Source organism: Polaromonas sp. YR568, from assembly GCF_943369415.1.
Lineage (GTDB): Bacteria > Pseudomonadota > Gammaproteobacteria > Burkholderiales > Burkholderiaceae_C > Polaromonas.
In genome coordinates this window covers 1-25,960 of record NZ_CALRNF020000051.1, presented here as the reverse complement: position 1 = coordinate 25,960, position 25,960 = coordinate 1, and the positions used below count along the sequence as shown (strand labels likewise).

The 25,960-nt window shown below is 66.5% G+C and carries 27 protein-coding genes and 1 pseudogene; 15 read left to right on the top strand and 13 right to left on the bottom strand.

All coding sequences use genetic code 11. From position 1 onward, the window contains the following. From ACLV74_RS23555 to sbcB, 3 genes are all read left to right on the top strand, one after another. Positions 1–1,111: AAA family ATPase (locus tag ACLV74_RS23555; RefSeq protein WP_411881858.1), on the top strand; the 1,111-nt coding region annotated here is incomplete at its 5' end. Positions 1,112–1,234: 123 nt separating this feature from the next. Beyond that, a complete protein-coding gene (cls, locus tag ACLV74_RS23550; protein WP_411881857.1) occupies positions 1,235–2,692 on the top strand; it encodes a cardiolipin synthase in 1,458 nt (485 codons plus the stop codon). 17 nt (positions 2,693–2,709) lie between these two features. Beyond that, positions 2,710–4,179: an exodeoxyribonuclease I gene (sbcB, locus tag ACLV74_RS23545; protein ID WP_411881856.1), complete on the top strand. Its 1,470-nt coding sequence runs from the start codon at positions 2,710–2,712 to the stop codon at positions 4,177–4,179. 666 nt (positions 4,180–4,845) lie between these two features. Here sbcB and ACLV74_RS23540 read toward each other — a convergent pair. Then, positions 4,846–5,946: a saccharopine dehydrogenase family protein gene (locus ACLV74_RS23540; protein ID WP_411881855.1), complete on the bottom strand. Its 1,101-nt coding sequence runs from the start codon at positions 5,944–5,946 to the stop codon at positions 4,846–4,848. 165 nt (positions 5,947–6,111) lie between these two features. Between ACLV74_RS23540 and ACLV74_RS23535 the strand changes: the two genes are divergently transcribed. Further along, positions 6,112–6,543 (top strand): Lrp/AsnC family transcriptional regulator, encoded by a 432-nt coding sequence (locus ACLV74_RS23535; protein ID WP_411881854.1) that lies wholly within the window; start codon positions 6,112–6,114, stop codon positions 6,541–6,543. A gap of 46 nt (positions 6,544–6,589) precedes the next feature. On the opposite strand, the gene ACLV74_RS23530 is transcribed toward ACLV74_RS23535, so the two are convergent. The 3 genes from ACLV74_RS23530 to ACLV74_RS23520 all read right to left on the bottom strand — a co-directional run bounded on the left by ACLV74_RS23530 (position 6,590) and on the right by ACLV74_RS23520 (position 8,668). Then, positions 6,590–6,877: a hypothetical protein gene (locus ACLV74_RS23530; protein ID WP_411881853.1), complete on the bottom strand. Its 288-nt coding sequence runs from the start codon at positions 6,875–6,877 to the stop codon at positions 6,590–6,592. 168 nt (positions 6,878–7,045) lie between these two features. Continuing rightward, on the bottom strand, positions 7,046–7,699 hold the full coding sequence (locus ACLV74_RS23525; protein WP_411881852.1) for a glutathione S-transferase: 654 nt from the start codon (positions 7,697–7,699) through the stop codon (positions 7,046–7,048). 21 nt (positions 7,700–7,720) lie between these two features. Continuing rightward, positions 7,721–8,668, bottom strand: coding sequence for a rhodanese-related sulfurtransferase (locus tag ACLV74_RS23520; RefSeq protein WP_411881851.1), 948 nt, complete (start codon positions 8,666–8,668; stop codon positions 7,721–7,723). A 264-nt stretch (positions 8,669–8,932) separates the two neighbouring features. Between ACLV74_RS23520 and ACLV74_RS23515 the strand changes: the two genes are divergently transcribed. Then, positions 8,933–10,132 carry a PHB depolymerase family esterase gene (locus ACLV74_RS23515; RefSeq protein ID WP_411881850.1) on the top strand — a complete coding sequence of 400 codons (1,200 nt, stop codon included), beginning with the start codon at positions 8,933–8,935 and terminating at the stop codon, positions 10,130–10,132. 12 nt (positions 10,133–10,144) lie between these two features. On the opposite strand, the gene ACLV74_RS23510 is transcribed toward ACLV74_RS23515, so the two are convergent. The 3 genes from ACLV74_RS23510 to ACLV74_RS23500 all read right to left on the bottom strand — a co-directional run bounded on the left by ACLV74_RS23510 (position 10,145) and on the right by ACLV74_RS23500 (position 11,955). Next, entirely contained in the window at positions 10,145–11,011 is an 867-nt protein-coding gene (locus ACLV74_RS23510) for an alpha/beta hydrolase (RefSeq protein WP_411881849.1), read from the bottom strand. A 35-nt stretch (positions 11,012–11,046) separates the two neighbouring features. Next, positions 11,047–11,355 (bottom strand): EF-hand domain-containing protein, encoded by a 309-nt coding sequence (locus ACLV74_RS23505; protein ID WP_411881848.1) that lies wholly within the window; start codon positions 11,353–11,355, stop codon positions 11,047–11,049. 66 nt (positions 11,356–11,421) lie between these two features. Next, on the bottom strand, positions 11,422–11,955 hold the full coding sequence (locus ACLV74_RS23500; RefSeq protein WP_411881847.1) for a hypothetical protein: 534 nt from the start codon (positions 11,953–11,955) through the stop codon (positions 11,422–11,424). Positions 11,956–12,230: 275 nt separating this feature from the next. On the opposite strand from ACLV74_RS23500, the gene ompR reads away from it, so the two are divergent. Continuing rightward, positions 12,231–12,980: a two-component system response regulator OmpR gene (gene ompR, locus ACLV74_RS23495; RefSeq protein WP_411881846.1), complete on the top strand. Its 750-nt coding sequence runs from the start codon at positions 12,231–12,233 to the stop codon at positions 12,978–12,980. Continuing rightward, positions 12,977–14,299 (top strand): ATP-binding protein, encoded by a 1,323-nt coding sequence (locus ACLV74_RS23490; RefSeq protein WP_411881845.1) that lies wholly within the window; start codon positions 12,977–12,979, stop codon positions 14,297–14,299. Before ompR ends, ACLV74_RS23490 begins: the two co-directional genes overlap by 4 nt. Positions 14,300–14,325: 26 nt before the next feature. On the opposite strand, the gene ACLV74_RS23485 is transcribed toward ACLV74_RS23490, so the two are convergent. Continuing rightward, positions 14,326–14,970: an NADPH-dependent F420 reductase gene (locus ACLV74_RS23485; RefSeq protein ID WP_411881844.1), complete on the bottom strand. Its 645-nt coding sequence runs from the start codon at positions 14,968–14,970 to the stop codon at positions 14,326–14,328. Between the two features lie 107 nt (positions 14,971–15,077). On the opposite strand from ACLV74_RS23485, the gene ACLV74_RS23480 reads away from it, so the two are divergent. From ACLV74_RS23480 to ACLV74_RS23465, 4 genes are all read left to right on the top strand, one after another. Continuing rightward, on the top strand, positions 15,078–16,007 hold the full coding sequence (locus ACLV74_RS23480; RefSeq protein WP_411881843.1) for a LysR substrate-binding domain-containing protein: 930 nt from the start codon (positions 15,078–15,080) through the stop codon (positions 16,005–16,007). Positions 16,008–16,103: 96 nt separating this feature from the next. Then, entirely contained in the window at positions 16,104–17,018 is a 915-nt protein-coding gene (locus tag ACLV74_RS23475) for a ketopantoate reductase family protein (protein WP_411881842.1), read from the top strand. A 274-nt stretch (positions 17,019–17,292) separates the two neighbouring features. Further along, positions 17,293–18,048: an SDR family oxidoreductase gene (locus ACLV74_RS23470; RefSeq protein WP_411881841.1), complete on the top strand. Its 756-nt coding sequence runs from the start codon at positions 17,293–17,295 to the stop codon at positions 18,046–18,048. Between the two features lie 253 nt (positions 18,049–18,301). Further along, positions 18,302–18,706: a cupin domain-containing protein gene (locus tag ACLV74_RS23465; protein ID WP_411881840.1), complete on the top strand. Its 405-nt coding sequence runs from the start codon at positions 18,302–18,304 to the stop codon at positions 18,704–18,706. Between the two features lie 15 nt (positions 18,707–18,721). Here ACLV74_RS23465 and ACLV74_RS23460 read toward each other — a convergent pair whose 3' ends face one another. Then, complete coding sequence (locus tag ACLV74_RS23460; protein ID WP_411881839.1) at positions 18,722–19,225, bottom strand: hypothetical protein; 504 nt, start codon at positions 19,223–19,225, stop codon at positions 18,722–18,724. 316 nt (positions 19,226–19,541) lie between these two features. Between ACLV74_RS23460 and ACLV74_RS23455 the strand changes: the two genes are divergently transcribed. The 3 genes from ACLV74_RS23455 (at position 19,542) to ACLV74_RS23445 (ending at position 21,331) form a co-directional block, all read left to right on the top strand. Continuing rightward, the gene (locus ACLV74_RS23455) at positions 19,542–20,333 is read left to right on the top strand and encodes a Crp/Fnr family transcriptional regulator (RefSeq protein WP_411881838.1); all 792 of its coding nucleotides are present in this window, start codon (positions 19,542–19,544) and stop codon (positions 20,331–20,333) included. A 197-nt stretch (positions 20,334–20,530) separates the two neighbouring features. Beyond that, on the top strand, positions 20,531–20,896 hold the full coding sequence (locus ACLV74_RS23450; protein WP_411881837.1) for a hypothetical protein: 366 nt from the start codon (positions 20,531–20,533) through the stop codon (positions 20,894–20,896). 117 nt (positions 20,897–21,013) lie between these two features. Next, positions 21,014–21,331, top strand: a complete 318-nt coding sequence (locus ACLV74_RS23445; RefSeq protein ID WP_411881836.1) for a DUF899 family protein — start codon at positions 21,014–21,016, stop codon at positions 21,329–21,331. Between the two features lie 201 nt (positions 21,332–21,532). On the opposite strand, the gene ACLV74_RS23440 is transcribed toward ACLV74_RS23445, so the two are convergent. After that, the gene (locus ACLV74_RS23440) at positions 21,533–22,540 is read right to left on the bottom strand and encodes an SDR family NAD(P)-dependent oxidoreductase (RefSeq protein ID WP_411881835.1); all 1,008 of its coding nucleotides are present in this window, start codon (positions 22,538–22,540) and stop codon (positions 21,533–21,535) included. A gap of 81 nt (positions 22,541–22,621) precedes the next feature. Here ACLV74_RS23440 and ACLV74_RS23435 point away from each other — a divergent pair, with 81 nt between their 5' ends. Further along, entirely contained in the window at positions 22,622–23,254 is a 633-nt protein-coding gene (locus ACLV74_RS23435) for a TetR/AcrR family transcriptional regulator (RefSeq protein WP_411881834.1), read from the top strand. A gap of 44 nt (positions 23,255–23,298) precedes the next feature. On the opposite strand, the pseudogene ACLV74_RS23430 reads toward ACLV74_RS23435, so the two are convergent. The 3 genes and pseudogenes from ACLV74_RS23430 to ACLV74_RS23420 form a co-directional block, all read right to left on the bottom strand. Then, a pseudogene (locus tag ACLV74_RS23430) lies at positions 23,299–23,379 on the bottom strand (DUF4102 domain-containing protein); the annotation flags it as partial. Between the two features lie 270 nt (positions 23,380–23,649). Further along, positions 23,650–24,759, bottom strand: a complete 1,110-nt coding sequence (locus tag ACLV74_RS23425; protein ID WP_411881833.1) for a Bug family tripartite tricarboxylate transporter substrate binding protein — start codon at positions 24,757–24,759, stop codon at positions 23,650–23,652. A gap of 545 nt (positions 24,760–25,304) precedes the next feature. Beyond that, positions 25,305–25,763, bottom strand: a complete 459-nt coding sequence (locus ACLV74_RS23420) for an EVE domain-containing protein (RefSeq protein ID WP_411881832.1) — start codon at positions 25,761–25,763, stop codon at positions 25,305–25,307. Positions 25,764–25,960: the final 197 nt, after the last annotated feature.

Genomic DNA, 25,960 nt, shown 5'->3' with positions numbered 1-25,960 from the left:
AGCCGGCGCCGCCCAGCGCATCCTGCCCGCGTCCAAACGCAAGAAGATCATCAGCAAGGCCGAGGTCGAGGAGATCGTGGCCAAGATCGCCCGCATCCCGCCCGCCAACGTGTCCAACGACGACCGCGGCAAGCTCAAGACGCTGGAGCGCGACCTCAAGAGCGTGGTGTTCGGCCAGGACAAGGCGCTCGACGTGCTCGCGTCCGCCGTCAAGATGGCGCGCTCGGGCCTGGGCAAGGACGACAAGCCTATCGGCTCCTTCCTGTTCTCCGGCCCCACGGGCGTCGGCAAGACGGAAGCGGCCAAGCAGCTGGCCTACATCATGGGCATCGAGCTGATCCGCTTCGACATGTCCGAGTACATGGAGCGCCATGCCGTGAGCCGCCTGATAGGCGCGCCCCCGGGCTACGTCGGTTTCGACCAGGGCGGCCTGTTGACCGAGGCCATCACCAAGAAACCGCATGCCGTGCTGCTGCTCGACGAGATCGAAAAGGCACACCCGGACATCTTCAACGTGCTGCTGCAGGTCATGGACCACGGCACGCTGACGGACAACAACGGGCGCAAGGCCGATTTCCGCAACGTCATCATCGTCATGACCACCAATGCCGGTGCCGAGACGATGAACAAGGCGACCATCGGCTTTACCAACCCGCGCGAGTCCGGCGACGAGATGGCCGACATCAAGCGCCTGTTCACGCCCGAGTTCCGCAACCGCCTGGACGCCACCGTGAGCTTCAAGGCGCTCGATGAGACCGTCATCCTGCGCGTGGTCGACAAGTTCCTGCTGCAGCTCGAAACCCAGCTGGCCGAGAAGAAGGTGGAAGTCACCTTCACCGACACGCTGCGCAAGTACCTCGGCAAGAAGGGCTTCGACCCGCTGATGGGCGCGCGCCCGATGCAGCGCCTGATCCAGGACACGATCCGCCGCGCGCTGGCCGACGAACTGCTGTTCGGCCGCCTGATGGACGGCGGGCGCCTGACGGTCGACATGAAAGTGACGACCGACGAAAAAGGCGTGGAAACCGGCGAAGTCGAGCTCGACATCCAGCCCTTGCCCAAGAAAGAGGGCAAGGCCAAGCCTGAAGCCGAGGCGGCGGAGACCAACTGAGGCGGCAAGGTCAAGCGCTGATTTTTCAGTCACGCCCCAAGCAAGCCCTGAAAGGCCGGTAGCATCACGCTATCGGCCTTTTTTCATGCCCGCCAGCGCCGCCAACTCCTTTCACATCCCGCCTTGACGCTTCCCGAACTCAGCTCCGAATGGAAAACCGGCCTCTCCCTGGCCTGGAGCGCCTATATCGCGGTGTTGTCCATCTGGATCGTGATGCAAAAGCGCGCCCCGGTGTCCACCATGAGCTGGATACTCTCGCTGGCCTTGCTGCCCTTCGCGGGCTTTGTCATTTATTACTTCCTCGGGCCCCAGCGTCTCAAGAAGCAGCGCCTCAAGCGCCTGCGCAGCCGCGCTTACGAACGCGGCGACGCCGACCTTGCGCTGCTGCGCGAAGCCGCCGCCAGGGCGCCTGAGTCCCTGCGCCAGATGGCGGCCCTGGGCACGGCCGCCTGCGGCCTGCCGGTATCCAGCGCCACTTCCGTGGAACTGCTCTCCGGCGGCGCGCGTACCTTCGACAGCATCTTCGAGGCCGTGCGCGGCGCACGCGACCACGTCCACCTCGAGTACTACATCTTCGAGCCCGACCAGATCGGCACCTCGCTGCGCGACCTGCTGGTGGAAAAAGCCGGGCAGGGCGTCACCGTGCGCCTGCTGGCCGACGCGCTGGGCTCCAAGCGCCTGGGCCGCAAATTCCTGGCGCCGCTGCAGGCCGCCGGCGGCCACGTCGCGTTTTTCCACGACACCCGCATAGGCCGGCGGCTGCGCCCCGTCACCAACTACCGCACCCACCGCAAGATCGTGGTCTGCGACGGCAGCATCGGCTTTACCGGCGGTGTCAACATCACCGACGAGGAAGACAGGCGCACCCGCCCCGACGCCTACCACGACGTGCACCTGCGCATAGAAGGCAGCGCCGTTCGCTGGCTGCAGACCACCTTTCTCGAAGACTGGGCCTACACCACCGGCGAGTACCCCAACGACACCGGCGCCGCCTTGCCGCATCTTCTGCCGCAGCTGCATCCCGACGCGGAGGCCGGCGACATCCCGGTGCAAATCGTCACCAGCGGGCCCGACACCACGCTGGAGCCCATACACCGCATGCACGTCGCGGCCATCAACGCTTCCTGCCGGCGCGCCTGGCTGACCACACCGTACTTCGTGCCCGGCGAGCCCGCGCTGATGGCCCTGACCAGCGCCGCGCTGCGCGGCGTCGACGTGCGCCTGCTGGTGCCGCGCCGCAGCGACAGCTTTGTCGTCAGCGCCGCGGCGCGGTCCTACTACGACGAGCTGATCGCCGCCGGCGTCAAGGTCTGGGAATACAAGGCCCGCATGCTGCATTCCAAGACGCTGGTGGTCGACGACCACTGCGCCATGGCCGGCACCGCCAATTTCGACAATCGCAGCTTTCGCCTGAATTTCGAGGTGATGGCCGTGGTTTACGGCCCGGCGCTGGCCGGGCCGCTGGCCGAGCAGTTCGAAACCGACCTGCGCAGCGCCGCCGCCGTGCGCGCCAACAGGCCCCAGCGCTTCCTGATGCGGCTGGCCGACGCCACGGCGCGGCTGTTCTCCCCCTTGCTTTGATCATTCCAGGACGCTCCATGGCCTCCCACACCTTCCTCTGGCATGACTACGAGACCTTCGGCATCAACCCGCGGCGCGACCGGCCCGCGCAGTTCGCCGGCATACGCACCGACGCCGATCTCAACGAAATCGGCGAGCCGCTGATGATTTACTGCAAGCCCGCCGCCGACTATCTGCCGGACCCGGAATCCTGCCTGCTCACCGGCATCACGCCGCAGCTGTGCCTGGAGCGCGGCGTGGCCGAGCACGAATTCGCCGCCCGCATCGAGGCCGTGCTGGCCGAGCCCGGCACGATTGGCGTGGGCTACAACACCATTCGCTTTGACGATGAGGTCACGCGCCACCTGTTCTGGCGCAACCTGATGGACCCTTATGCGCGCGAATGGCAGAACGACTGCGGCCGCTGGGACCTGCTGGACGTGGTGCGCATGGCCTACGCCCTGCGGCCCGAAGGCATCGCCTGGCCGCGCAAGCCCGACGAGCGCTTTCCGGACGACCCCAAGGCGACCCGCCCCAGCTTCAAGCTTGAAGACCTGGCGCGCGCCAACGGCCTGATGCACGACGCGGCGCACGATGCGCTCTCCGACGTGCGCGCCACCATCGCGCTGGCGCGGCTGATCCGCCAGGCCCAGCCCAAGCTCTTCGACTTTGCCCTGAGCCTGCACAAGAAAGACCGCGTCGCCGCCGAACTCGGCCTGCCCACCAGCCCGCAGACGGCCCAGCCGTTTCTGCACATCTCGGGCATGTTCCCGCCCGAGCGTGGCTGCCTTGGCATCATGTGGCCGCTGGCCACGCACCCCAGCAACAAGAACGAGCTGCTCGCCTGGGACCTGTCGCAAGATCCCAGCGAATTGCCGCTGCTGGACGTCGCCACGCTGCGCCAGCGCCTCTTCAGCAAATCCGCCGACCTGCCCGAAGGTGTGCAGCGCCTGCCCATCAAGTCGGTGCACCTGAACAAGTCGCCCATGGTGGTGCGCAAGCTGGCCACGCTGACGCCGGAGATGGCGGCCAAGTGGGGCGTGGACATCGATGCGGCCCTGCGCAACGCCGAAAAAGCCGCCGGCCTGCCCGACATGAGCGCCATCTGGCCCGAAGTCTTCCAGCGCCCCAGGGAGGGAACGCCCGACGTGGACGAAGACCTCTACGGCGGCTTCATCAACAACACCGACCGGCGCCGCCTGAACCAGCTGCGCGCGCTGTCGCCCGCCGAGCTGGCCCACAGCCGCACCGGCTTTGACGACGACAGGCTCGAAGAAATACTGTTCCGCTACCGCGCCCGCAATTTCCCCGAGACCCTGTCGCCCGAGGATGCCGAACGCTGGGAGGCGCACCGCGTGGCCTGGCTGCTCGAAGGCGAGGGCGGGGCGCGCAATGTCGATGCGTTGTTCGCGCGCATCGACACGCTTTCGGAAACCGCCGACGAGCGGGGTGAGGAGATTTTGGGGGCGCTTTATGAATATGCGGAGTTTGTGGCGCCAGAGGTTTAGGGGCCGGGTCTTGCGCCGGCTTGCGCGCCCTCGCCCTCTGCATAGGCTTGCTGGCCGGGAGTGGCCCGGCGGCCAGTAACTTTCTTTTGCTTCGCCAAAAGAAAGTCACCAAAGAAAAGGCGACCCGCAGTCTGGGTCCCCTGCGCTTCGCTCCGGGGCAACCTGCGGTGCTCGAGCCAAGCGGGGTCTGGCTAAACTCGCCTTCGGCTCAGACAACGCCAGCCCTGATCCGCTTGTCTCTGCGCTCCTCGGCCCAGCCAGGACGGGGCAATCGGGAGCGGGGACAAAAGACAAAGAACCCAACACCAATACAAACAAGGACACGCCATGGCGTGTCCTTGTGGTTTTTTGTATTCGGTTTCCTGTCTTCGGTTGTCGGCTGTTCGGTATTCCTTGTCCCCACCCCTTGTGGATGCGCCGAGGAGCGCAGGGCCAGACGGATCAGGGCAAAAACTTGTTTGAGCCGCAGGCGAGTTGTTTTTGACCCCGGCTGGACCGAGCACCGCAGGCTGCCCGCAGCGAAGCGGAGGGACGCAGCAACCAGGGTCGCCTTTCTTTTGGGTACTTCTTCTTTGGCGAAGCAAAGAAAAGTGCCTCGCCCGCCGGGGCGAGTCCCGGCCAGCAGCCCTCAGAGGGGAGCGCGCTCGCCGGGAGCAAGACCCCGGCTCAGGCCGCAGCCCGCTCAGCCACCTGCTCGGCATAAGCCCTGCCAAACCGGTTCCCCAAAAAATCCCCCAACAAAATCTCCTCCTGCCGCACAAACCCCCGCGCCGGCAGCTTGCCACTGGCCAGCAGGTCCAGCACAGTGCAGATGCCGGCCGCCGTCGTGACCTGGATCGCGCTGCGCAGCACGCCGTCCACCGCCTGGCTGTAAACCTTGTGCGCATAGGTCTCCTGCATGAGCCGGCCCTCGCGTTGGCCGCTCACGGTGACGAACACGATCACCACGTCCTGCAACGTCACCGGCAGCGCGTTTTCCAGCAGGTCCTTGAGCACGTGGCGGCGCTCGCGCAGGCGCAGGTCGTTCAGCAGCACCTTCATGATGGCCGCGTGGCCCGGGTAGCGTATGGTTTTGTAGTTGAGGTGGGTGACCTTGCCCTGCAGCGTCTCGCACAGCGTGCCCAGCCCGCCGGAGGTGTTGAAAGCCTCGTAGGTCACGCCGTCCAGCGAGAACTCCTCATGCTCGGCCAGCGGCGGCACCTGGCGCAGCACGCCCTCGACAATCGCCTCGCAGGGCTCGCAATATTCGTTGATCACGCCGTCGGTGCTCCAGGTCAGGTTGTAGTTGAGCGCATTCGACGGGAACTGCGGCAGCGCGCCCACCCGCATGCGCACGCTGTGCAGGCTGTCAAAGCGCCGGCACAGGTCGGCCGCCACGATCGAGACAAAACCCGGCGCGAGGCCGCACTGCGGGATCAGCGCCGAACGCGCGCCGGCCGCCAGCTCTTTCACGCGCCGTGTGCTGGCCACGTCTTCCGTGAGATCCAGGTAGTGCACGCCCTGGGCCACGGCGGCCTCGGCAATCGCGGTGGTGAGATGAAAGGGCGCGGCGCTGAGCACCGCGTACCGGCCCTGCAGCGCCGCGCGCAGGGCGGCCGGGTCGGTGATGTCCAGCGCCAGCCGCTGCACGCGCGGGCCGGTCTTGATGCCGGCCAGCGCCGCCGGCGACGCATCGGCCACCGTCACGGCATAGTCGCCGCTTGCGCCCAGCAATGCGGCAATGGCCGAGCCGATTTTTCCGGCGCCTGCAACCATGATGTTTTTCATGATGTCTCCTTGGGGTTGCGCCCCCGATGCGGAGGCAATGACCCATTGTGGAAGGCGGTGCAGGCGGTTACCAGTATCAATATAGTGAAAATAACGCGATACTTTAGGTAAATAGCCTATAAAAATGCGCGATTTAACCAACCCGGCTGACCAGACCCCAAACCCATGCAACTCGACGCCATAGACCAGACCCTGCTTGCCGAACTGCGCGACAACGCGCGTTGCCCCATGGCCTTGCTCGCGCGCAAGGTGGGCCTCTCGCGCACAGCCGTGCAGGCGCGCATCACGCGGCTGGAACGCGACAAGGTGATTACCGGCTACGGCGCGCGCACGGGCGATGCGTACGAGCAGTCGCAGGTGTCGGCCCACGTCATGCTCACCGTCGGCCCCAAGCTCACCGGCACGGTGGAAGCGGCGTTGCGCAAGATTCCCGAGGTGCGCTGGCTGCTGTCCATCAGCGGCGCCTACGACATGATCGCCATCGTGCAGGCCGGCTCCATCGAGCGGCTGGATGCGCTGATCGACGGCATTGGACTGCTCGACGGCGTGGAACGCACGCATACCTCGGTGGTGTTGTCGACGCGCATACAGCGCTGAGGCCCTTCTTGCTCCCATCCCGGAGGGAGAGGGCGTAAAGCCAGGTCTACAAACTTGCGCAGGTGGGCTTGAACACCTGGAGTTTGGAGATGGCGCCGTCTGGTGCCGTGGCTTCAAACCATATCCTGTGAATGCAGCCATACGGCGGCCATAAGGGCGCACGGGACCGGGAGCACTCAAAAATACCCTTGCCCCCCGGCTGAAGCGACGTGCCCTCCATGCAGGAGAAACCGCGAGACTTCAGCGCCACCACCGCATCGGCAAGCGGCATGCCGTCCCTGGCCAGCGGGGCGACTTCGTCCCGCAACAGCGCAAGGCTTGCGGGGTCGGGCATCGCGCATCCGGAAAGTGCCACGCACACCAGGAGGGGCCAGGAACGAGCGACGCAGCGTCGCAACACGCTGCTGTGGCAAGGTCTCATGAATATCTGCCTGTCATGACGATGGCCATGGGGTTGCGCCGTCGGGAACGACCTGATGGAGTCCCGGCAATATACCAAGGGCTAAGCAGGTCCGGTCCGCCACGGCGCATGCTTGCCCATCACGCCGGCATACAGCGCGCCGGCCTCAAAGCCTGCCAGCCAGGCCTGCAGCTTGGGCCACGGTTGCGCGGCAAACCAGGCGGCATCGGTATGCGCGAACTGGCGCACAAAGGGCAGCAGCGCCATGTCGGCCAGGCTGGCGCGTGTGCCGAACAGCCATCCTTCATCCAGCATGCCGTCCAGCGCGGCCAGCCAAGCCGCGCCCTGCGCGCGATGCAGCTGAGCAAAGGCCTGTGCGTCGCCGGCCGATTCGTCGGGATAACGGTTGGGGTATTTGTAGCGGTCCAGGCTGCGCTTGAATTCGCCGTCGTTGCCGGCGACCAGCGCCAGCATGGCGGCTATGCCGCCTCTGGGCGGGGACAGCCAGCCCTCGGGGTCCTTGCGCCGCAGCGCCCACAGCATCACGTCCAGGCTTTCGTCTATGACCACGCCATCGGGCAACACCAGCACAGGCACCGTTCCTTTGGGTGAGGCGGCCAGCAGCTCGGCCGGCTTGTCGCGCAGCACGACTTCGCGCAGCGCATAAGGCTCGCCCGTAGCCGCCAACGCGAGCCGCGCGCGCATCGCATACGGGCAGCGGCGAAAGGAATAGAGGACGGGCAGGGCGCCGGCCATGGTCAGGCGGTCAAGAAGCGTTCAAGCGCCGGGCTGGCGCACGCCGATGTGCGCGGCCTGGCGCTTTTCGGCGAGTTCGACCTGGCGCTGGCGTTCGCGGTAGCCGGCTTTTTGTTCTTCGCTCGTCTTCGCATGGCAGTGCGGACAGCTCACGCCGAGTTCATACAGCGGCGACCGGCGGTCCTCTTCGCTCAAAGGGTCGCGACAGGATCGGCACAGCGTGAAATCGCCCGGCTTGAGCCCATGGCCGACCGAGACGCGTTCGTCAAACACAAAACATTCACCTTCCCAGCTGCTTTGCGCCGCAGGCACCGTCTCCAGGTATTTGAGGATGCCGCCCTCCAGGTGGTACACCTCGTCAAAGCCCTTGGAACGCAGCAGCGCGGTGGATTTTTCGCAGCGTATGCCGCCGGTGCAGAACATCGCGACCCTGGGCTTCCTGCCGTCCTGCGCGGCCAGCTTGCCGCCCTCGGCCATTTCGCGTTCCACCCAGCCCGGCAGTTCCGAAAAACTGCTGGTGTGCGGGTTGATCGCACCGGAAAAAGTGCCTATGGACACCTCGTAGTCATTGCGCGTGTCGACCAGCACCACGCCCGGCTCGTGGATCAATGCGTTCCAGTCCTGCGGCTTGACGTATTCGCCGGCCATCAGCGCCGGGTGCACCTCGGGCACGCCCATGGTGACGATCTCGCGCTTGAGGCGCACCTTCATCCGGTAGAAGGGCATCTGCGCGGCCCAGGCCTCCTTGTGTTCCAGCCTGGCCAGGCGCGGGTCGGCGCGCAAAAAGGCCAGCACCGCATGAACGCCCTCAGGTAATCCGGCAATCGTGCCGTTAATACCTTCAGCAGCCAGCAGCAATGTGCCCTTCACGCCGTGCTCCTCGCAGCGCGCAAGCAGCGGCGCCTGCAGCTCGGCAAAGTCGGGCAACTCAACGAATTGGTACAGGGCGGCGGTCAGGAATTGGGGCATGGGGCGAAAACGGGTGGAAAAAGGGGGAAAGGCGAGTTTCAGGCGTGTGAAACACAGGCTCGATCGTAAAGCCTGGGGCTTTTACGTCGCTAATCCCTGATTTTGTGACGAAAGGCACCGGATTCAAGCCAGGCGGCAACGCTTTAAGCCCCTGGACGATAGACATTTTGCTGCAATGCAGCAAAATAACCGTGTACTTATTAACTGGACACAGCCAGGCCCCTCGCTGACCTCTCCCATGACCGCCCAACTCCACGCCCACCCATGCCCAAAAGCCTGAGCAGCCTCTGGCTGAAAAGCATGCGCCGTGTGAGCAAGGCCCAGCAGGCGCAAGGCCTGCGCCTGTTTGAAAGCCTGCTGCCCAAGGCCGTGCCGGCCACCACCCCGCGCAGGCCCGGGCTTAAGCTGATCAAGCCGGCCAAGCCGGTGGTGGCCCGCCCCGCCAAAAAGGCCCGCCGGCCCACCGCCGCGCAGGCCCGCGCCGCGGCCGGCTTGCCCGGCACCTGGCGCAAGGCCTGGTTCACCTTGCCGGCCGACGGCCCGCTGGGCGATGCCAGGCGCATGCTGTATTGGCTTTACCTTCCCGCCTCCGCAACGCCCGCGGCCGATGCCGGTCCCACGGCGCCGCGCCCGCTGGTCGTGATGCTGCACGGCTGCAAGCAGACGGCGGCCGACTTCGCCGTCGGCAGCCGCATGAACGAGCTCGCCGAACGCAAAGGCTTCGCGGTGCTCTACCCCCAGCAATCGGCGGCGGCCGACGCCCACCGCTGCTGGCACTGGTACAAGCAGGCCACACAGCGCGGCGAGGGCGACGTCGAGGTGATCGCCGCGATGATCGCGCAGGTGCAGAACAAGCACGGCCTCGACGCCACGCGCACCTACGTCGCGGGCCTGTCGGCCGGCGCCGCGCTGGCCGCCATCGTGGCCTTGCGCCATCCCGAACTGATCGCCGCCGTCGGCATGCATTCGGCGCCGGTGTACGGCACCACCCATTCGCCCTTCAGCGCCTACCGCGCCATGCAGCACGGCTCGGGCTCGTCCTACGCCGCGGCGGCGCGTTCCGTCGCCTCCGGCCAGCCGGAATTCCCGGGCATGCCGGCCATCCTGATCCATGGCGACCACGACACCGTGGTGCGCCGGGTCAACGCCGACCAGCTCGCCGGGCAGTTTGAAATCATCAACGGCCCCCTCATCACCCAGAGCGCCTCGCGCAACGAGCCCCTGGTGCGCCGTCATCCCGAGCGGCGCGGCGGCAAACGGCCGCGCCATGCCTACCAGACCTCCACCTGGTATGCCGGCCGCAAGCCGCAACTGGTGAAGTGCGACGTCGACATGCTGGGCCACGCCTGGAGCGGCGGCGATGCGAGCGTCGAGTTCAACGAACCCGCCGGGCCCGACGCTTCGCTGATGATGTGGACCTTCTTCAGCTACCACCGCCGCGTGCCGGCCTTGCCGCCGGCGTGAACGCCGGGCGGCTTATTGGCGGGCCAGCAAGTCCGCGATAAAACCGTCGACCGCCTCGGTGTACGCGCCGGGCAAACCCAGGGTTGTGTTGACCTGCTCATGCGTCAGGTCCTGCGGCAGCACGCCGGCGCGCCCGCCTTTGGCCTTGACCTTGTCCGCAAAGTCGCGCGACTGCGCGCAGGAGCCGTCGGCCCGTTGCGTCGAGCACACCAGCAGCATGGGCGCGGCACCGGCCGCCAGCACGCTGCTGGGCGAGACGCTGCGCCAGTAAGCCGGGTCCGCGCCGAACACGCGGTCATAAAAACCCATGTGGCGGGCGTTCATGATGCGCTCCAGGTCCAGCGCGGCGCTGTCCAGCGCAACCGTGCCCAGCCAGGGCCTGGCGCCGGCCTGGCGCGCCAGCGCCGGCGAGGCCGCCAGCAGCGCCGCCAGGTGCGCGCCGGCCGAATGCCCCATCAGGATGAACTTCGCCGGGTCGCCGCCCCAGGAGGCCGCCAGGCCCTGCGCCCTGGCCAGTGCCGTGGCCACGTCGCGTGCCTGCAGCAGCGGGTCGGCCTGCGGCATGAGGCGGTAGCCGACCGACACAAAGATATAGCCTTTGCGCTTGACCCACCAGGCGACCTTGTTTTCGACCACCCTGGGCATGGCCTTGTTGCCCACCATCCAGGCGCCGCCGTGCACCATCACGATGACGGGCGCATTCGCCGCCTGCGCGGGCAGGTAGACGTCCATGCGCTGGCGCGCGTCCTGGCCGTAGGGCAGGTCGGCCATGAGGCGCACGCCCTCGGGCAGCGCCGGCGCTGCCAGCGCGACGGTCGCTGAAAACAGCAGTGTCGCAACAAGGCCGGCGTGCCGTGCCCGGGTGGCTGGAAGTGTCATTCATCGCTCCTTTCGTTCTTCGGCGCGCGGCATGCTCAGCCGCCTGGTTGGCGCGAGCCTTTTTTCGAAACCAGGAAGGTTTCGATGTCGGCCAGTGAAATCGCGCCGGTATGGCCCGCGTCGATGGCGTCGAAACTCTTGTAGATGCGCGGCATTTTGGCCTGCGCCTCCTCGCGCGTGAGTTTGCCGTCCCTGTTGGTGTCGGCGGCTTCAAAGCGCTTTTGCAGCTCGGTGCGGGCTTTTTCCAGGCGCGCGGCATTGGGCGCCTGGGCCTGGGCCGCTGCCGCCAGGGCCACGGTAGAGAGCAGGGCAAGCGCGCGAAGGGTGGACGAAAAAGATGTCATGGAGATTCTCCGGATAGTGTGATGAGGTGGTGAAGAAGGGTTGGTGAAAGCCCGGCGGGGTGCCGATCAGCGCGAGGGGCAGCTCATGGCCGCGCCGCCCGCGTCATAGCAGGTGGTACTGCGGGTGACCCCGCCGGCCTGGTTGTAGGAGGCCGTGCTTTGCACGCTGTTGCCTGTCGCGGCGCTGGTGGCGCTGGTGTTGCGGCTGGCGTTCACGCTGCCGTCGGCGCCGCGGGTGCCGCTGGCGCTGCTCTCCACGCTGCCCTTGGCGCCGGCGGCGGAAAAGCTGCCGCTGCGTTCGGCCGAACCATCGGCATGGCGGCTGGCCTGGCCGGTGCGCACGGCGGTGGCGCCATTGGGGCCGGTCGTGGTGGCGCCGCCCGCGGTGTTGACATTGCCCTGACCGTCCGCGGCCGTGGCCCGGCCGCGTACCCGGGAGCCGCCGTGGGCGCCCTGGCGGGCCACGGCCGTGGTGGCCGTGGCGCTGCCGTCGGCATGGGTGCGCAGCACGCGGCGGCTGGCCGCGCCGGCGTCGGTGGTGGTAAAACCAGCGGCCAGCAGGGCAAAGGCGAGGGCTGTGGCTGAAAGGGCGGTGTTCATGGCGGCTCCTTGTGGCGTGTGAAGGTTGACGGATGGAAGGCACGGCCTTTTGCGGTGCCGTGACGCCACTATCACCGGCGGATGTGAGCCAACGATGGCCGGCGCGGGCCTCTTGATGACAAGGCGTGAACAAAGCGCGGCTTTGTCATCGTTTGTCATGATTTGCCGGCCGGGGCGCGGCCGTCGGCCCGCTAACATGGGGCATCTTTCTTGCGACGGGCGCCCATGGCTGTTTTCAACACGGTTTCCTTTTTCGCGCAGGCGGGCGCATCGGCATGAGCGAGGCCCTGGCCCGGGTGCTGGTGGTCGATGACGAGGCCGACCTGCGCAGCCTGCTGCAGCGCTACCTGGGCGACCAGGGCTACGCCGTGCGCACGCTGGAAGACGCCACAACCCTGGACACCCTGCTGGCACGCGAGCGTTTCGACGTGCTGGTGCTCGACGTCATGATGCCCGGCGAAGACGGGCTGGCGGTGTGCCGCCGGCTGCGCGCCCAGGGCGAGACCATTCCCATCGTCATGCTCACCGCCCGCGGCGACCCGGTGGACCGCATCGTCGGGCTTGAAATGGGCGCCGACGACTACCTGCCCAAACCCTTCAACCCGCGCGAGCTGCTCGCCCGCATCCAGGCCCTGGTGCGCAGGCAACGCATGCTGGGCGCGCACAGCGGCCCCTTGCCCGGCCGGGGCACGGTGCGCTTTGGCGACTTCACCCTGGCGCTGGACGCGCGCCGGCTCGACAAAAACGGCCGTGACGTGCCGCTCACCACCGGTGAATTCAGCCTGCTGCAGGCGCTGGCCCTGCACCCCAACCGCCCCCTGGGCCGCGACCGGCTGATCGAGCTGGCCTACGGCCGAGACCACGAGGCCACCGACCGCAGTATCGACGTGCAGGTCATGCGCCTGCGCAAACTCATAGAGGCCGACCCCTCGCAGCCGGCCCACATCCAGACCGTGTGGGGCGTGGGCTATGTCTTCGTGCCCGAAGGCGGCGCCGCCAGGCACGGCAAGGCGGGCAGGCCGTGACGCTATTCCCCCGCAGCCTGTTCGGCCGCAACGTGCTGCTGATCGTGCTGCTTATCGTGGCCGGCCAGCTGGCGGGTGTGCTGCTGGTGCGGCACCTGATCGTCAAGCCGCGGCTGGCGCACCTGTCGGCGGCGGTGGCGCGCAACGTGAGCTCGATACGCGCCGGCCTGGCCGCCATGCCGCCGGCTCAGCGCGAGGCCTTCGTGGCCGAGTTCAACCGCCGCGCCATGCAGGATGTCGGGAATGCGCAAGAAGCGGCGGACGAAGCGCGCGGCGCTCGCCTGCCGCTCAGCCTGCTCGAGCGCCGCTTCGTGCGTGAGGCCTCGCGCGGCATTGCCGTGAAGGGCGAGGGCTCGGAAATCATCTGGCGCCGCGAAGCCGGCGGCAGCCTGGCCGTGCGGTTGCGGCTGGACGGCGCCGACTACTGGGTCAACCTGCCCGGCGTGCTGCCCGCGCGCGAATTCACCGGCGCCTGGGTTGCAGCCTCGCTCACCAGCGCCTTGCTGGCCCTGCTGGGCGCGCTGCTGATCCACCGCTACCTGAACCGGCCGCTGCGCCGCGTCATGGCATCGGCCCACACACTGGCAGGCGGCGCCAGCCCTCAGCCGCTGCCCGAAGACGGGCCCACGGAAATCGCCGACCTGGGCCGCAGCTTCAACCAGATGGTGCGCAGCCTGGCCCAGGCCGACGACGAACGCGCGCTGATGCTGGCCGGCGTCTCGCACGACCTGCGCACGCCGCTGACCAAGCTGCGCCTGGGCATCGAAATCCTGCGCGACAAGGCCGATGAGGAACTCATGGCCCGCATGACGCGCGGCGTCGAGGAAATGGACGCCATCATCGGCCAGTTCCTGGACTTCGCCCGCAGCACCGACGGCGAGGTCCCGTTGCCGGTGGACCTTGACGCGCTGGCGGCCGAGGTCGCCGCCGCCTCGGCCGGGCACGGCATGCCGGTGGCGCTGCGGGCCGGGCGCCCGCCCGTGGTGTCACTGCGGCCGCGCGCCATGCGCCGCGTGCTGGGCAACCTAGTCGAAAACGCCTGGCGCCACGGCCGCCCGCCAGTGACGATCAGCACCGGCGCGCAGGGCAACTCGGTATGGATGGAGGTGAGCGACCAGGGCCCCGGTATACAGCCGGGCGAAGCCGAGTCCTTGAAGCAGCCCTTTCGCCGCGCTGAAACCACGCGCGGCGGCCCGGCCGGCGCCGGCCTGGGCCTGGCCATCGTCGACCGCCTGGTGCGCGCGCACGGGGGAACGCTGGAGTTGCTGTGCGGCGAAGGGGGCGGCCTGCGCGCCCGCATCACCTTGCCGCAGGCCTGAGAGGCTCGCCGGAGCGGCCGTCCTTCTCAGCCGAAATGCACCAGGTTCAGCAGGGGCAGCGGGCCGCCCGGAAACTGCGCCAGGCGCGCGCCCACGGCCAGCGCGCCCAGGTCTATGCCGGAGAAGCCGAGCCGGGCGATCAGCGCGGCCACGGTGGCCTTGCTTTGCGCATCGTCACCCGAGAAAAACAGCACGCGCTTGCCGCCTTCGGCAGCCGGGTCGCCGGCCAGCAGCGCTGCCGGCAGGTGGTTGAAGGCCTTCACCACGCGCGCGCCCGGCACGAGGTCGGCCAGCACCTCGCTTGAAAGGCGGCCGTTCAGTTCGGCGGGCTTGAACAGCGGCGCCTCGATCGGGTTGTTGGTGTCGATGACGATGCGGCCGCCAAAGCCCGGCAGGCCGGCCAGCGCGGCCGGCAGGCGGCCCCAGTTGACGGCCACGAACACGATGTCTTTGGCGGCCGCTTCTTCACGGGTGCCGGCCGTGATGGCCGGGCCCAGTTCGCGCACCTTGTCCTTGAGCGAGCCCGGGCCGCGGCTGTTGGACAGGGTGGCGGGGATGCCCTGGCGGGCCAGCATGGTGGCGATGGCCGAGCCGATGGCGCCCGCGCCGATGATGCCTATGCCGGGGACGGCGGTGTTGAGGGTGTTGAGGGTGCTGACGGGGGTAGACATGATTCACTCCTTGGTTTGTTGAAGGTGTGAATGATGGGATTTTGATTGCCTTTTGATAAGCCGGTAATGGATTGAATCATCTTCAATCATTGCTTTAAGATGGGTCGATGGAAACCCTGGTCAACCTCGAGTCCTTTGTGCGCAGCGCCGAGAGCCGCAGCTTCTCGGCGGCGGCGCGGCGCATGGCGCTGACGCCGGCGGCCGTCAGCCGCAACGTCGCCATGCTGGAGCGTAACCTCGGCGTGCGCCTGTTCCAGCGCTCGACCCGCAAGCTCACGCTCACCGAAGCCGGCGAGCAGTTCCTGGTCTCGATAGGCGGCAACCTCGACGCGCTGCAGTCCGCCATCGCGGCCGTCGCCAACGACAGCGGCGCACCGGCCGGCCCGCTCAAGGTCAGCCTGTCGCCGACCTTCGGCGTCGAATACATCCTGGCCTTGCTGCCGGATTTTCTGGGCCGCTACCCCCTGATACGGCCCGACTGGCATTTCGAAAACCGTCCCGTCGACCTGATCGCCGAAGCGTATGACGCCGCGATAGGCGGCGGCTTCGAGCTGGCGCCCGGTGTCGTGTCCCGCCCCCTGGCACCGATTCATCTGATCGCCGTCGCGTCGCCCGCCTTCATGGCCGGCCACCCGCCGCCCCTGGACCCTTCCGGCCTGGCCGCGCTCAAGGGCATCGCCATGCGCTCCAGCGCCACCGGGCGGGTCCGCCAGTGGGTGATGCGCGATGCGGCCGGCGCCGAAATGCCGGCCGGCCTGGCCGAGTCCGTCGTCGTGAACGATCCCACCGCCATGCGCGCCGCGGCGCTGCTGGGCCTGGGTGTGACGCTGCTGGCCGTGCCCGACGTGCTGCCGCAGCTTGAACGCGGCGAGCTCGTCCGGCTGCTGCCGCGCTGGTATGTGGATGCCGGCGCGATCTCGATCTACTACGCCACACGCAGCCAGATGCCCGCCAGGACCCGGGTGTTCATCGACTTCGTGGCCGAGGCTTTTGAGCGCGACCAGCTGGGACGGCGCTTCGCCGGAAGCATCGGCTGAGAGCCGCTACGGGGACCGGAATCAAGCCGCCAGCAGACACGGCGGACTTGAACCACAATCGCCTTCTTCGCATCCCCTGCAAGCAGAAAGCAGTTCATGACCCAACCCCTCAAAGTCGCCGTGATGGGCGCAGGCGCCGTCGGTTGTTATTTCGGCGGCATGCTCGCGCGCGCCGGGCATGAGGTCGTGCTGATCGCCCGGCCGCAACATGTGGCGGCCATTGAAAAGGACGGCCTGCGCATGGAAACCCGCAGCTTCGACGAACACGTGCGCCTGGCCGCCAGCAGCGACCCGGCCGCCGTCCAGGGCGCCGGCGTGGTGCTCTTTTGCGTCAAGTCCACCGACACCGAATCGGCCGGCGCGCTGATACGCCCGCACCTCGCCCCCGGCGCGTTGGTGCTGTGCCTGCAAAACGGCGTGGACAACGCCGACCGCCTGCGCGCGGTGTTGCCCGACGCTTCAGTTGCCGCCGCCGTGGTCTACGTCGCGACGGAGATGGCCGGCCCCGGCCACCTCAAGCACCACGGCCGGGGTGACCTGGTGATAGAACCTTCCGGCCTCAGCGACAGCGTGGCCAAAGCCCTGATTGCCGCCGGCGTGCCCACCGAAATTTCCGGCAACGTGCGCGGCGCGCTGTGGGCCAAGCTCATCCTCAACTGCGCCTACAACGCCGTCTCGGCCATCGCCCAGCTGCCTTACGGCAAGACGGTGCAGGGCGTCGGCGTGATAGCCGTGATGCGCGACGTGGTTGCCGAATGCCTGGCCGTGGCGAAGGCCGAAGGCGTGCAGGTGGCCGGCGACGTGCACACCGCCGTCGAGAAACTCGCCGCCAGCATGCCGAATCAATATGCTTCCACCGCGCAGGACCTGGCGCGCGGCAAACCCACCGAGATCGACTACCTCAACGGCCTCATCGTCAAACGCGGCGACGCGCTGGGCGTGGCCGTGCCCGCCAACCGCGTGCTGTGGGCCATGGTCAAGCTACTCGAAGGCAAGGCCGCCGCGGCCTGAACCGCTTCGCCCGGTTTTTCCCCGGTAGACACAGCTTGATGAATGACTCCTTCGCCCGCTGGGGGAAGGCAGGGATGGGGCCCCTTCGGCGATCGATTGCCGGGCTGGCGTGGAACAGGTAAACGGGAGAGCCCTATCCCAGCCTTCCCCAGCGGCGGAAGGGGCAAGGAAAATGGCAGGGGCAGGGGCAGGGCGCAGGCGTCACAAACCGGCAGCGTCAATCGTCATAGAGGCAGGTGGTCCTCAATCCCGAGCCACTAACCTCAAGGAACACATGAAAATCATCGTCATCGGAGGCTCAGGCCTCATAGGATCCAAACTCGTCACCCTGCTTCGCCAGCGCGGCCACGAGGCTATCGCGGCGTCGCCGGCATCCGGCGTCAACACCATCACCGGCGAAGGGCTGGCAGAAGCGCTGGCGGGCGCCCATGTGGTGGTCGACGTGGCGAATTCCCCGTCGTTTGAAGACAAGGCCGTGCTGGCGTTCTTTGAGACTTCGGGCCGCAACCTGCAGGCCGCCGAAGCGGCCGCCGGCGTGCTGCACCATGTCGCGCTCTCCGTCGTCGGCACCGACCGCCTGGCCGAAAGCGGCTATTTCCGCGGCAAGATCGCCCAGGAAAAACTCATCAAGGCCGGCAAGATCCCTTACACCATTGTTCATTCCACCCAGTTCATGGAATTCCTGGGCGGCATCGCGCAATCCGGCACCGAGGGGCAGACGGTGCGCCTGTCGCCCGCCTTTGTGCAGCCCATCGCCTCCGGCGACGTGGCCGCCGCCATGGCTGACTTCACCCTGGGCGCGCCCGTCAATGGCACGGTCGAGATCGCCGGGCCGGAAAAGGTGCGGCTTTCCGAACTCGTGCAGCGCTACCTCACGGCGACCAGGGACCCGCGCACCGTCGTCGCCGATGTGCACGCGCGCTACTTCGGCGCCGAACTCAAGGACGACACCCTGGTGCCGGGCGACAAGCCGCGCTTGGGCGCGACAGGGTTTGAGGAATGGTTCGCGAAGTCCCAAGCCGCGAAATAAGAGGGAGCTTGATGAATGGCTCCTTCCCCCGCTGGGGGAAGGCTGGGATGGGGGCTCCCCCCCGCTTGTTTCTTACACGGGGGTAATCCATCGCCGCCAGGCCCCCATCCCCACCTTCCCCCAGAGGGGGAAGGGGCAAGATAAATGGCAAAGGGGCAGGGCGCCGGTGTCACAAACCGGCGCCGTCAATCGTCATGGAGGCAGGTGCATCTCAATCCCGAGCCACCCATCAACCTCAATGAAGAGCTCTGTCATGAAAAAAATCTGCCTCACCCTGTTCCTCGCCGCAGCCGCCTTGCTCGCCCAGCCCGCTTTCTCCGCCGGCCCGCAAGGCGTCAGCGTCACGCCGCTGATGTCCAGGGACCTCTCGGACCTGCCCGGCAAAGAGGGACTCATGATCACCGTCGACTACGCCCCCGGCGCAGCCGACCCGGTGCACCGCCACCGCGCCCATGGCTTTATTTATGTGCTGGAAGGCTCCATCGTGATGCAGGTCAAGGGCGGCAAGGAAGTCACCCTGACACAAGGGCAAACCTTTTATGAAGGCCCCAATGACATCCACACCGTGGGCCGCAACGCCAGCAGTACCCAGCCCGCGAAGTTCCTCGTGCTCCTGATCAAGCAGAAGAAGGCCGGGGTGCTGGAGCTCGTGAAGTAGGCGCCGGGCCCCGCGCTAGCGGCTGCCGCCAAACTCCGCCAGCAGCGGCGGCAGCGCCCTGTCGGCCAGCTGCATTTGCTCGGGGCTGAACTGCGCCAGCAGGGCCTGCGCGGTCGCGTCCAGCGTGGCCAGCAGGTTGGAGCGCCTTTGCGCGTCGACCAGCAAAAACTGGAACGCGTCTTTCGCCGTCTGCTCGTCCACGATGCGCATGTCCGAAGGGCCGCTGGTGGCCATGTCCAGGAAACGGCCCCGGAAGTTGTCCCAGGCCGGGCCCTGCTCGCGCGTGATGCGCAGTTGCACCCGCATGTCGTACAGCCTGCGGCTGACCTGCTCCCAGCGCGAGATGGTGCGCGGCGGCGCCTGGCCGTCCGCCTGCGCTTCGCCATTGCGGTGGCCGCGCGCGCCCCCGGTGGTGCCGAACTGGCCGTATTGGGTGTACTGGGCGTGGCTGGCGCAGGCCAAGCCTGCCAGAAGAAGGGCGGCCGCGCCCCTTCGCCAGTGTGCCGATGAAATGTGCATGTCCGATTCCTGTGCTGGTTGGCGCGGGGTTTCCCGCGCCCGGCTATTTCAAAACGCTCGCGCGTCCGGCTTGTAGTGTCGCGGTAAAGCCGGCGTAAACCGCGGGCCGCGGCGCCCAACTTTACCTTGAGAGATCCCGGCCAAGCAGCCGCAGACCCGCGGGCCCACGGCCTACAGGGTGAGGCGATAAAACCGCTCCGGCCCCTGTGCGCTGCCGCACATACACCCCGGCCCGCGCTCCCTATGCTGGAACCGGAGCTTGTTCAAGGTGCGCATACCGCCGGCAACCGAAAACAGCCCTTCACCTGGTGTCCCATTGCCCATCTCTCCCTCCAAGACCCCAAAGCCCGCCGCTTCCTCCGCGCCGGCCGCGCACCCCAAGTCCGTTGTCCCCAATTCGAGTGACATCAACCTCAACCGTCTGCTGGCCGCGCTGTCCGACGAGGAATTGACGCGCTGGCTGCCGCACCTCGAGCTGTTCGACATGCCGCTGGGCCGGGTGCTCTACGAGCCCGGCAAGACCGAGCACTACGTCTACTTCCCGTCCTCGGCCATCGTCTCCCTGCTCTACGTCATGACAAACGGCGACTCCGCCGAGATTGCCGTGGTCGGCAACGAAGGCATGGTCGGCATCTCGGTGTTCCTGGGCGGCAATGCCACGCCCAGCCGCGCCGTGGTGCAAAGCGCGGGCACCGGCTTTCGCATGAAGGCCCCGTTCATGAAGGAAGAATTCGACAAAGGCGGGCCCGCCACGCACCTGTTGCTGCGCTACACCCAGGCCCTGATCACGCAGATGTCGCAAACCGCGGTCTGCAACCGGCACCACTCGCTGGACGAACAGCTGTGCCGCTGGCTGCTGCTGAGCCTGGACCGCCTGCCCGGCAACGAGCTCGTGATGACCCAGGAACTGATCGCCAACATGCTGGGCGTGCGCCGCGTCGGCGTCACCGAAGCGGCGCTCAAGGTGCAGGACGCCGGCCTCATCAGCTACACCCGCGGCCGCATCAAGGTGCTCGACCGCGCTGGCCTGGAAAAGCGCTCCTGCGAGTGCTACCAGGTCGTCAAGGACGAATACGACCGCTTGCTGCCGGCGCAAATGGCGGCCTGACGGGGCTATCCCCACGCCTGGACGGCGCTGTGTCCTACACGAGCGCGCTTTAAAGCGGGTTATGTCCGCCAGCGGACGGACGCCGGCCGGCCCGACTTCTATAAACGGAACAAGCCCATAGCGCCCGAGCCTCGGCCGCATGGATGCTTGACCGTTGCCGCAGCGCCCTGCGGCACAGATTTTGTGGAGGTGTCCGCATGAAGCGCCCAACCCGCTTGCCCGACATCAGGGTGCGCAAAGCCTTTGGCTTCGTCAACCTCAACCGCCTGTTTGAACCCCGCAGCCCTGAAGCCGTTGCGCCCGCCCTTGAACCCCAAAACCCGCAGCCCCTTTTGTTCCTCCTTCCGCAGGACTCGCCCGATCCCCAGCGCATCCCCGCCCAGGACTGGGACACCATGTTCCGTGCCATCCAGGTGCGGCTGGTGAAAACGGTCGGCGACCGGCTTGACTCGGCGCCCCCGCCGGCGGCGGATGACGCGGCCGGCCATGTCCAGGTTGCCGTGCTCGACTGCGTCACCGCCATGGCCCAGCTGCATGCGGCCCTGCTGCGCGAGCGCCGCTGACCTACCCGGCAAGGCGGCGATCTCCCGCACGCTGCGGACAGCGGGGCGGGCAGCATGTGGCCAGGGACCGGCGCGTTCGCGCGCGCCATCCCCAGCCGCCCACCCAGGAACCATGCCATGGACGCCTTGAAACCCGCCGCCGCGCTCGCCGCCGCAGCCAGCAAGCCTTACCCCAACGACAGCACCGCCTACCGCGACGCGCGCACCGCGCTGCTGGCCGAGGAGATTGAACTGCGCCGCCATATCGAACGCGTCGCCGCCCGGCGCCGCGCCTTGCCCCTGGGCGGCGAGCCGCCCGATTACCGCTTTACGGACGAGAACGGCAGGGCGGTTCCTCGGCGCCATGGACATCCCGGTGCGCGACATTTCGCAGCGCGCCGCCTTTGCCGTCATCGGGCGCTCGCCGGTGGAAAGGCAACTGGCGTTCGCGCGTGAGCGCGGCCGGCGCAACCCGAAGTTTTACGCGACCGCCGGCGACGACTTCGCGCGCGACTACCGCGGCCTGGCGCCCAACGGCACTGTTTGTATAAAAATCAGATGCAGAGGGGCCGAATATTTAATTTGGAACTATTTATTTCAAAATACCGTAGATCCTCGTGGAGGATCCCGCAGCCCAACAATCACCTGCCGATCGAATCACGCGACAATTTCGCCGCGATGGGGGCTCCTTCCGGACACCTCTCTCAGCCATTCTGGGTGAGGCAAGCCAACGCCGGAGACATTGACGACGGCCTGCCAGGCGGCTTCCTGGTTGGCGCCATCGTGCAGGTGTGGCTGGGGCTGCGCCTCCATCGGGCCTGAGAATTTTCCTGGAGCCGAGGCGAAGAATTGCCCTGAGACGTCGGTTCCGAACTCCGACGCCTGGAGGTAGCGACGGGCCGCGGTCTCCGGCGTCTGATTCATGCCGGGAATGAGATTCACGATTGGAATCATCAGATACTTCAACAACGGGCCAGCGTTTCGAGCCACATTGGTGGCGTTCGACGCACCGGGCGAGACCGCGTAGACGGCCATGCCGGAGGGTAGCCGGCGCGCCAGCGCCGCGGCCCACCAGGCGACAACAAGCTTCGCGTCGGCATACGCATTGTTGGGCGCGTACTTCACGTGCGGGCCGTTGCGAATCAGGGCTTCAACAGCGGCGGTTTGGTCGCCCTCGAAGTATTTCGCCGCGAAGGCGGGCGCGTCGGTGTATTTGAACATGGGCACGCCCCCTCGGGCAGGCTCCGCACTGGTGATAACGATCCGCGCGTTGGTGCTCAGCAGCTTGGCGCGAAGCAAGCCGACAGTCAGTTGATGATGGCCGATCAGCGGGGCCTGAGAAGCCTCAATGCCCGCCGCGGTGATCACCCGCGCTTTGCCAGGAACCATCCCCGCATTGAGCAGCAGGAGATCGAGCGGCCGATCTCGCTTGACAAGCCCGGCGAGCGCGGACTGAACGCTGAGCGGCTTGTCCAGGTCCAGTTCCAACGGCGTGAAGACTTTTCGTTTGGTCTCCGCCGCGAGTTGTACGGCGGTTTTCTGGACCTGAGCCAGGCTGCGCCCGGTGATGATGATCTCGCGCCAGCCCCCTTCGGCAAGAAGGCGGGCTGCCGCATGACCGAGCCCGGAGGTGGCACCGGTGACGAGGGCGATCGAATGTTCCATGCGGACTTTCCTTTATCTTGATTTTAGAACTGTTTGGTATGATAATAGCCGCAATAGGCACTGTCAAGGATTTCGAACTACATGATTCAAAATAATGTTAGGCCACGTGGTCGACCGCGCAGCTTTGACGAGAAGGGGGCGCTGGAAAAAGCGACTCAGGTGTTCTGGTCGAAGGGTTACGACGGGGTGACGATCGACGACCTCGTCGCCGGGATGGGTGTGGGTCGGCCCAGCCTGTATGCCGTCTTCGGAGACAAGCGGACAATATTCTTGCGCGCGCTTAGGGCGTATGCAGAGGCGAAAGGCGCTCGCGCTGCGAAGGCGCTCTTCTCGCCACGGACTCTTCGCGACTCGCTGGCCAGCTTCCTGAGGCACGCCGTAGAAGCTGCGACCGAGGAAGGATCTGCCCCAGGATGTCTACTCGTGTGCGTCGCGCCCCTTGTGGACGACGCTGAGGTCAGGCAGTTCCTGAAGGACGCCACAGCTGCCGGCGTGGCGCTCGTGGAACGCCGTTTCTGCGACGGGATCAGCGCAGGAGAAATCCCGCCCGACTTTCCCGTAGCTGTGCGGGCGAGCCAGACCGTCGACCTTGCCCGAGGTTTGACGATGCGTGCGCAGATGGGTGCACTGCGCAAAACGCTCATGAATGATGCAGAGGAAGCGGCGGATTTAGTCGTCCTGCCGCGGCGTGGAAATGCGACGCCAGAAGGTTGATGCTGAACGCGTGGACGTCGAACCGATCGCTAGTGGCGTCAGGCCAGCGTGTCCCGGAGTTCGACGGCCTCTGTCTGGGGTTGCGCCGCATCGACAGCGGACTTAGTGAGTTTGATATTAGCCATGATGACTCCTTGGAAAGACCCGGATTCCAAGGGCCGGACAGGAGTCACGCGGTCGGAAGTCAGGTCAGGTTTCGGAAAGCACCGGCATATGTTGAACACGCCAAAGTTATTGATAAACCTGCTGTATCTGGCTGTGGCGTAGTCCAGCGAATTTCGGTGCTGGAGTCATGGTGAAATAAAAAAAGGGCAGCACGCCTGCGCGGCGCCTGCCCCTTCGATGACGGTGTAGTTCAATGGCAGAACTGCAGCGTCGCAAGCCCTTTCACGGGATCAGCTGTCCGCGCGAATCCCCCGCAGCATGATGATGCCGCCCAGGTTGCGCGTGTCCGCGCGCATGCGGGTACGCAGGCCTTCCGCCGTGGAAGGCGCGGGTTGCCAGCCCACCGTGATCAGGCGCGCGCGCGTGTCGCTGCCTTTCAGCACCTCGATCACCGCCGCGCCCATCTTGTCGCGTATCGCCGGCGGCAGGGATGCCGGGCCGGCCAGCGCGGTGAAGAGTTCCATGTCCGCGCCCATGATGCCCACCTCGCGCAGCGTCGCCAGCTCGGGCACCAGCATGCTGCGCTGCTCCGAGGTCACGCCGATGGCCTTCATCTTGCCCGCCTTCACCTGCTGCATCGCCAGGCCGGGCGGCAGCAGCGCCGCCTGCAGCTGGCCGCCCAGCATGGCCGTGATGATCTGCGGGTTGCCCGGGTAGGGCACGTGCATCACCTGCAGGCCGCCGCTGCGGCTCTTGATCAGCTCCATGCCCAGGTGGCCCGGCGTGCCCGCGCCCGGCGAGCCGTAGTTGGCCTTGTCGCCCTGGTTGCGCAGCCAGGTCAGCCACTCCTGCGGCGTCGCGCCCTGGGCAAAGTTGCTGACCACCAGCACCAGCGGCGTCGTGCCGATCAGCGCGATGGGCGCCAGGTCGGTCGCCGGGTCGTAAGCCGCCATCGGGTTCAGCAGCTTGGCAATCGTCAGCTGGCTGTTGTTCATCACGCCGAAGGTGTGCAGGTCCGTCGCCTTGGACACCTGGTCCGCCGCGATGGTGCCGGATGCGCCGGCCTTGTTTTCCACAATCACCGGCTGGCCCAGCGACTTGGACAACTGCTCGCTGATGGAGCGCGCCGACAGGTCCTGCACCGAACCCGGCGGAAAGCCGATCAGCAGGCGTATCGGTTTGGTCGGCCATTCGACCGCAACCGGCGCGGCCACGGCGGCAGCCGGGCGCGCAGCCGCGGCGGCAACGGGGCGTGCGGCTACCGGCTTGGCCGGCGTCACCTTGCCGCTGGCCGTGTTGCCTTGGGGGTTGGGATTGGTCTGGGCCAGAACGCCGGGCGCGGCCGCCGCCAGCAAAGCCGCCTGCACAACGAGTGCGCGGCGAGAAAGAAGTCGTGTCATAGGAAGCCCTCTGTTGAAGTAAAAAACCACCGCCGGAATCCAGGCAAGGGGAGGCATGGGCCCGCCGCTCCCCGGCCTGCCCGGGCGGCGATGCCCGCTGTCCCCCGCAGGCCGCCACCGCTCCTCCTCTTGTTGTTCCGTCCCTGTTATGTAAATGATTGTGTTGAGTGCCCCGTCTCATGGTCAACCTGTCAGGACTGACAGGGGGCATGGACTCAAAGCGCAAGAAGAGAGCAGGAGATGCCGCGCCGCACCCCGCAAACACAGGCTGGGTGCGCGCTTGCGGTGTGTGTCAACGATAACAGTGCCCGGCAGCATGGGGCCGGGTTTGTTGCGCGCCCGTCACGCGGGTTAAGCCTAGGGCGGCGCGCGATTTTCGGGCGACTAAGCCATTGGTTCTCTTGCCGTGTGCGGCATGGAGAACTATCGATTATTGAGATCGCTTTAATTTAATCGTGACCAGCTCACTACCGTTCGCCCTGAGCTTGTCGAAGGGCTTCGACAGGCTCAGCCCGAACGGTGTGCTGGCCTGAGCTACCAAGATATCAATGACGCCCCACAATCGCCTTCCAGTGCTTGGCTTCAACAGGCGTGATCGACAGCCGGTTTCCCTTGCGCAGCACCACCAGGTCCTCCAGCTCAGGCCGCGCGCGCAGCGCGGGCAGGGTGATGTTGGGAATCTTCCTGACCACCTGCACATCCACCAGCAGCCAGCGCGGCTCTTCGGGTTTGGACTTGGGGTCGTAGTAAGGCGACTTCGGGTCGAACTGCGTGGGGTCAGGGTAGGCCGTCGACGCCACCCGCGCAATGCCGACGATGCCCGGCTCGGCACAACTCGAGTGGTAGAACAGCACACCGTCACCGACCTTCATTCCATCCCGCATGAAGTTGCGCGCCTGGTAGTTGCGAACACCCACCCAGGGGACGGTCGAGTCTTTGGCCGCGAGCGCGTCGTCGACGGAGCACTCTTCGGGTTCGGATTTCATGAGCCAGTAGGTTGTCATAAATTTTGAGTGTTCAATGGTAGGTCAGTCAGATAGTCGGGTAGACCATCTTCTGTTGAATTCCGTCGAAATCTGATCCACTTAACGCAGTAATTTCCATCCAAATCTGACCCACGTAGGCACTACCCTGCTTGTTTTAAAAGCAGGGGAAATTAGGAGTGATAGACGTGGCGACATTGAATGTCATCAGACGCTGG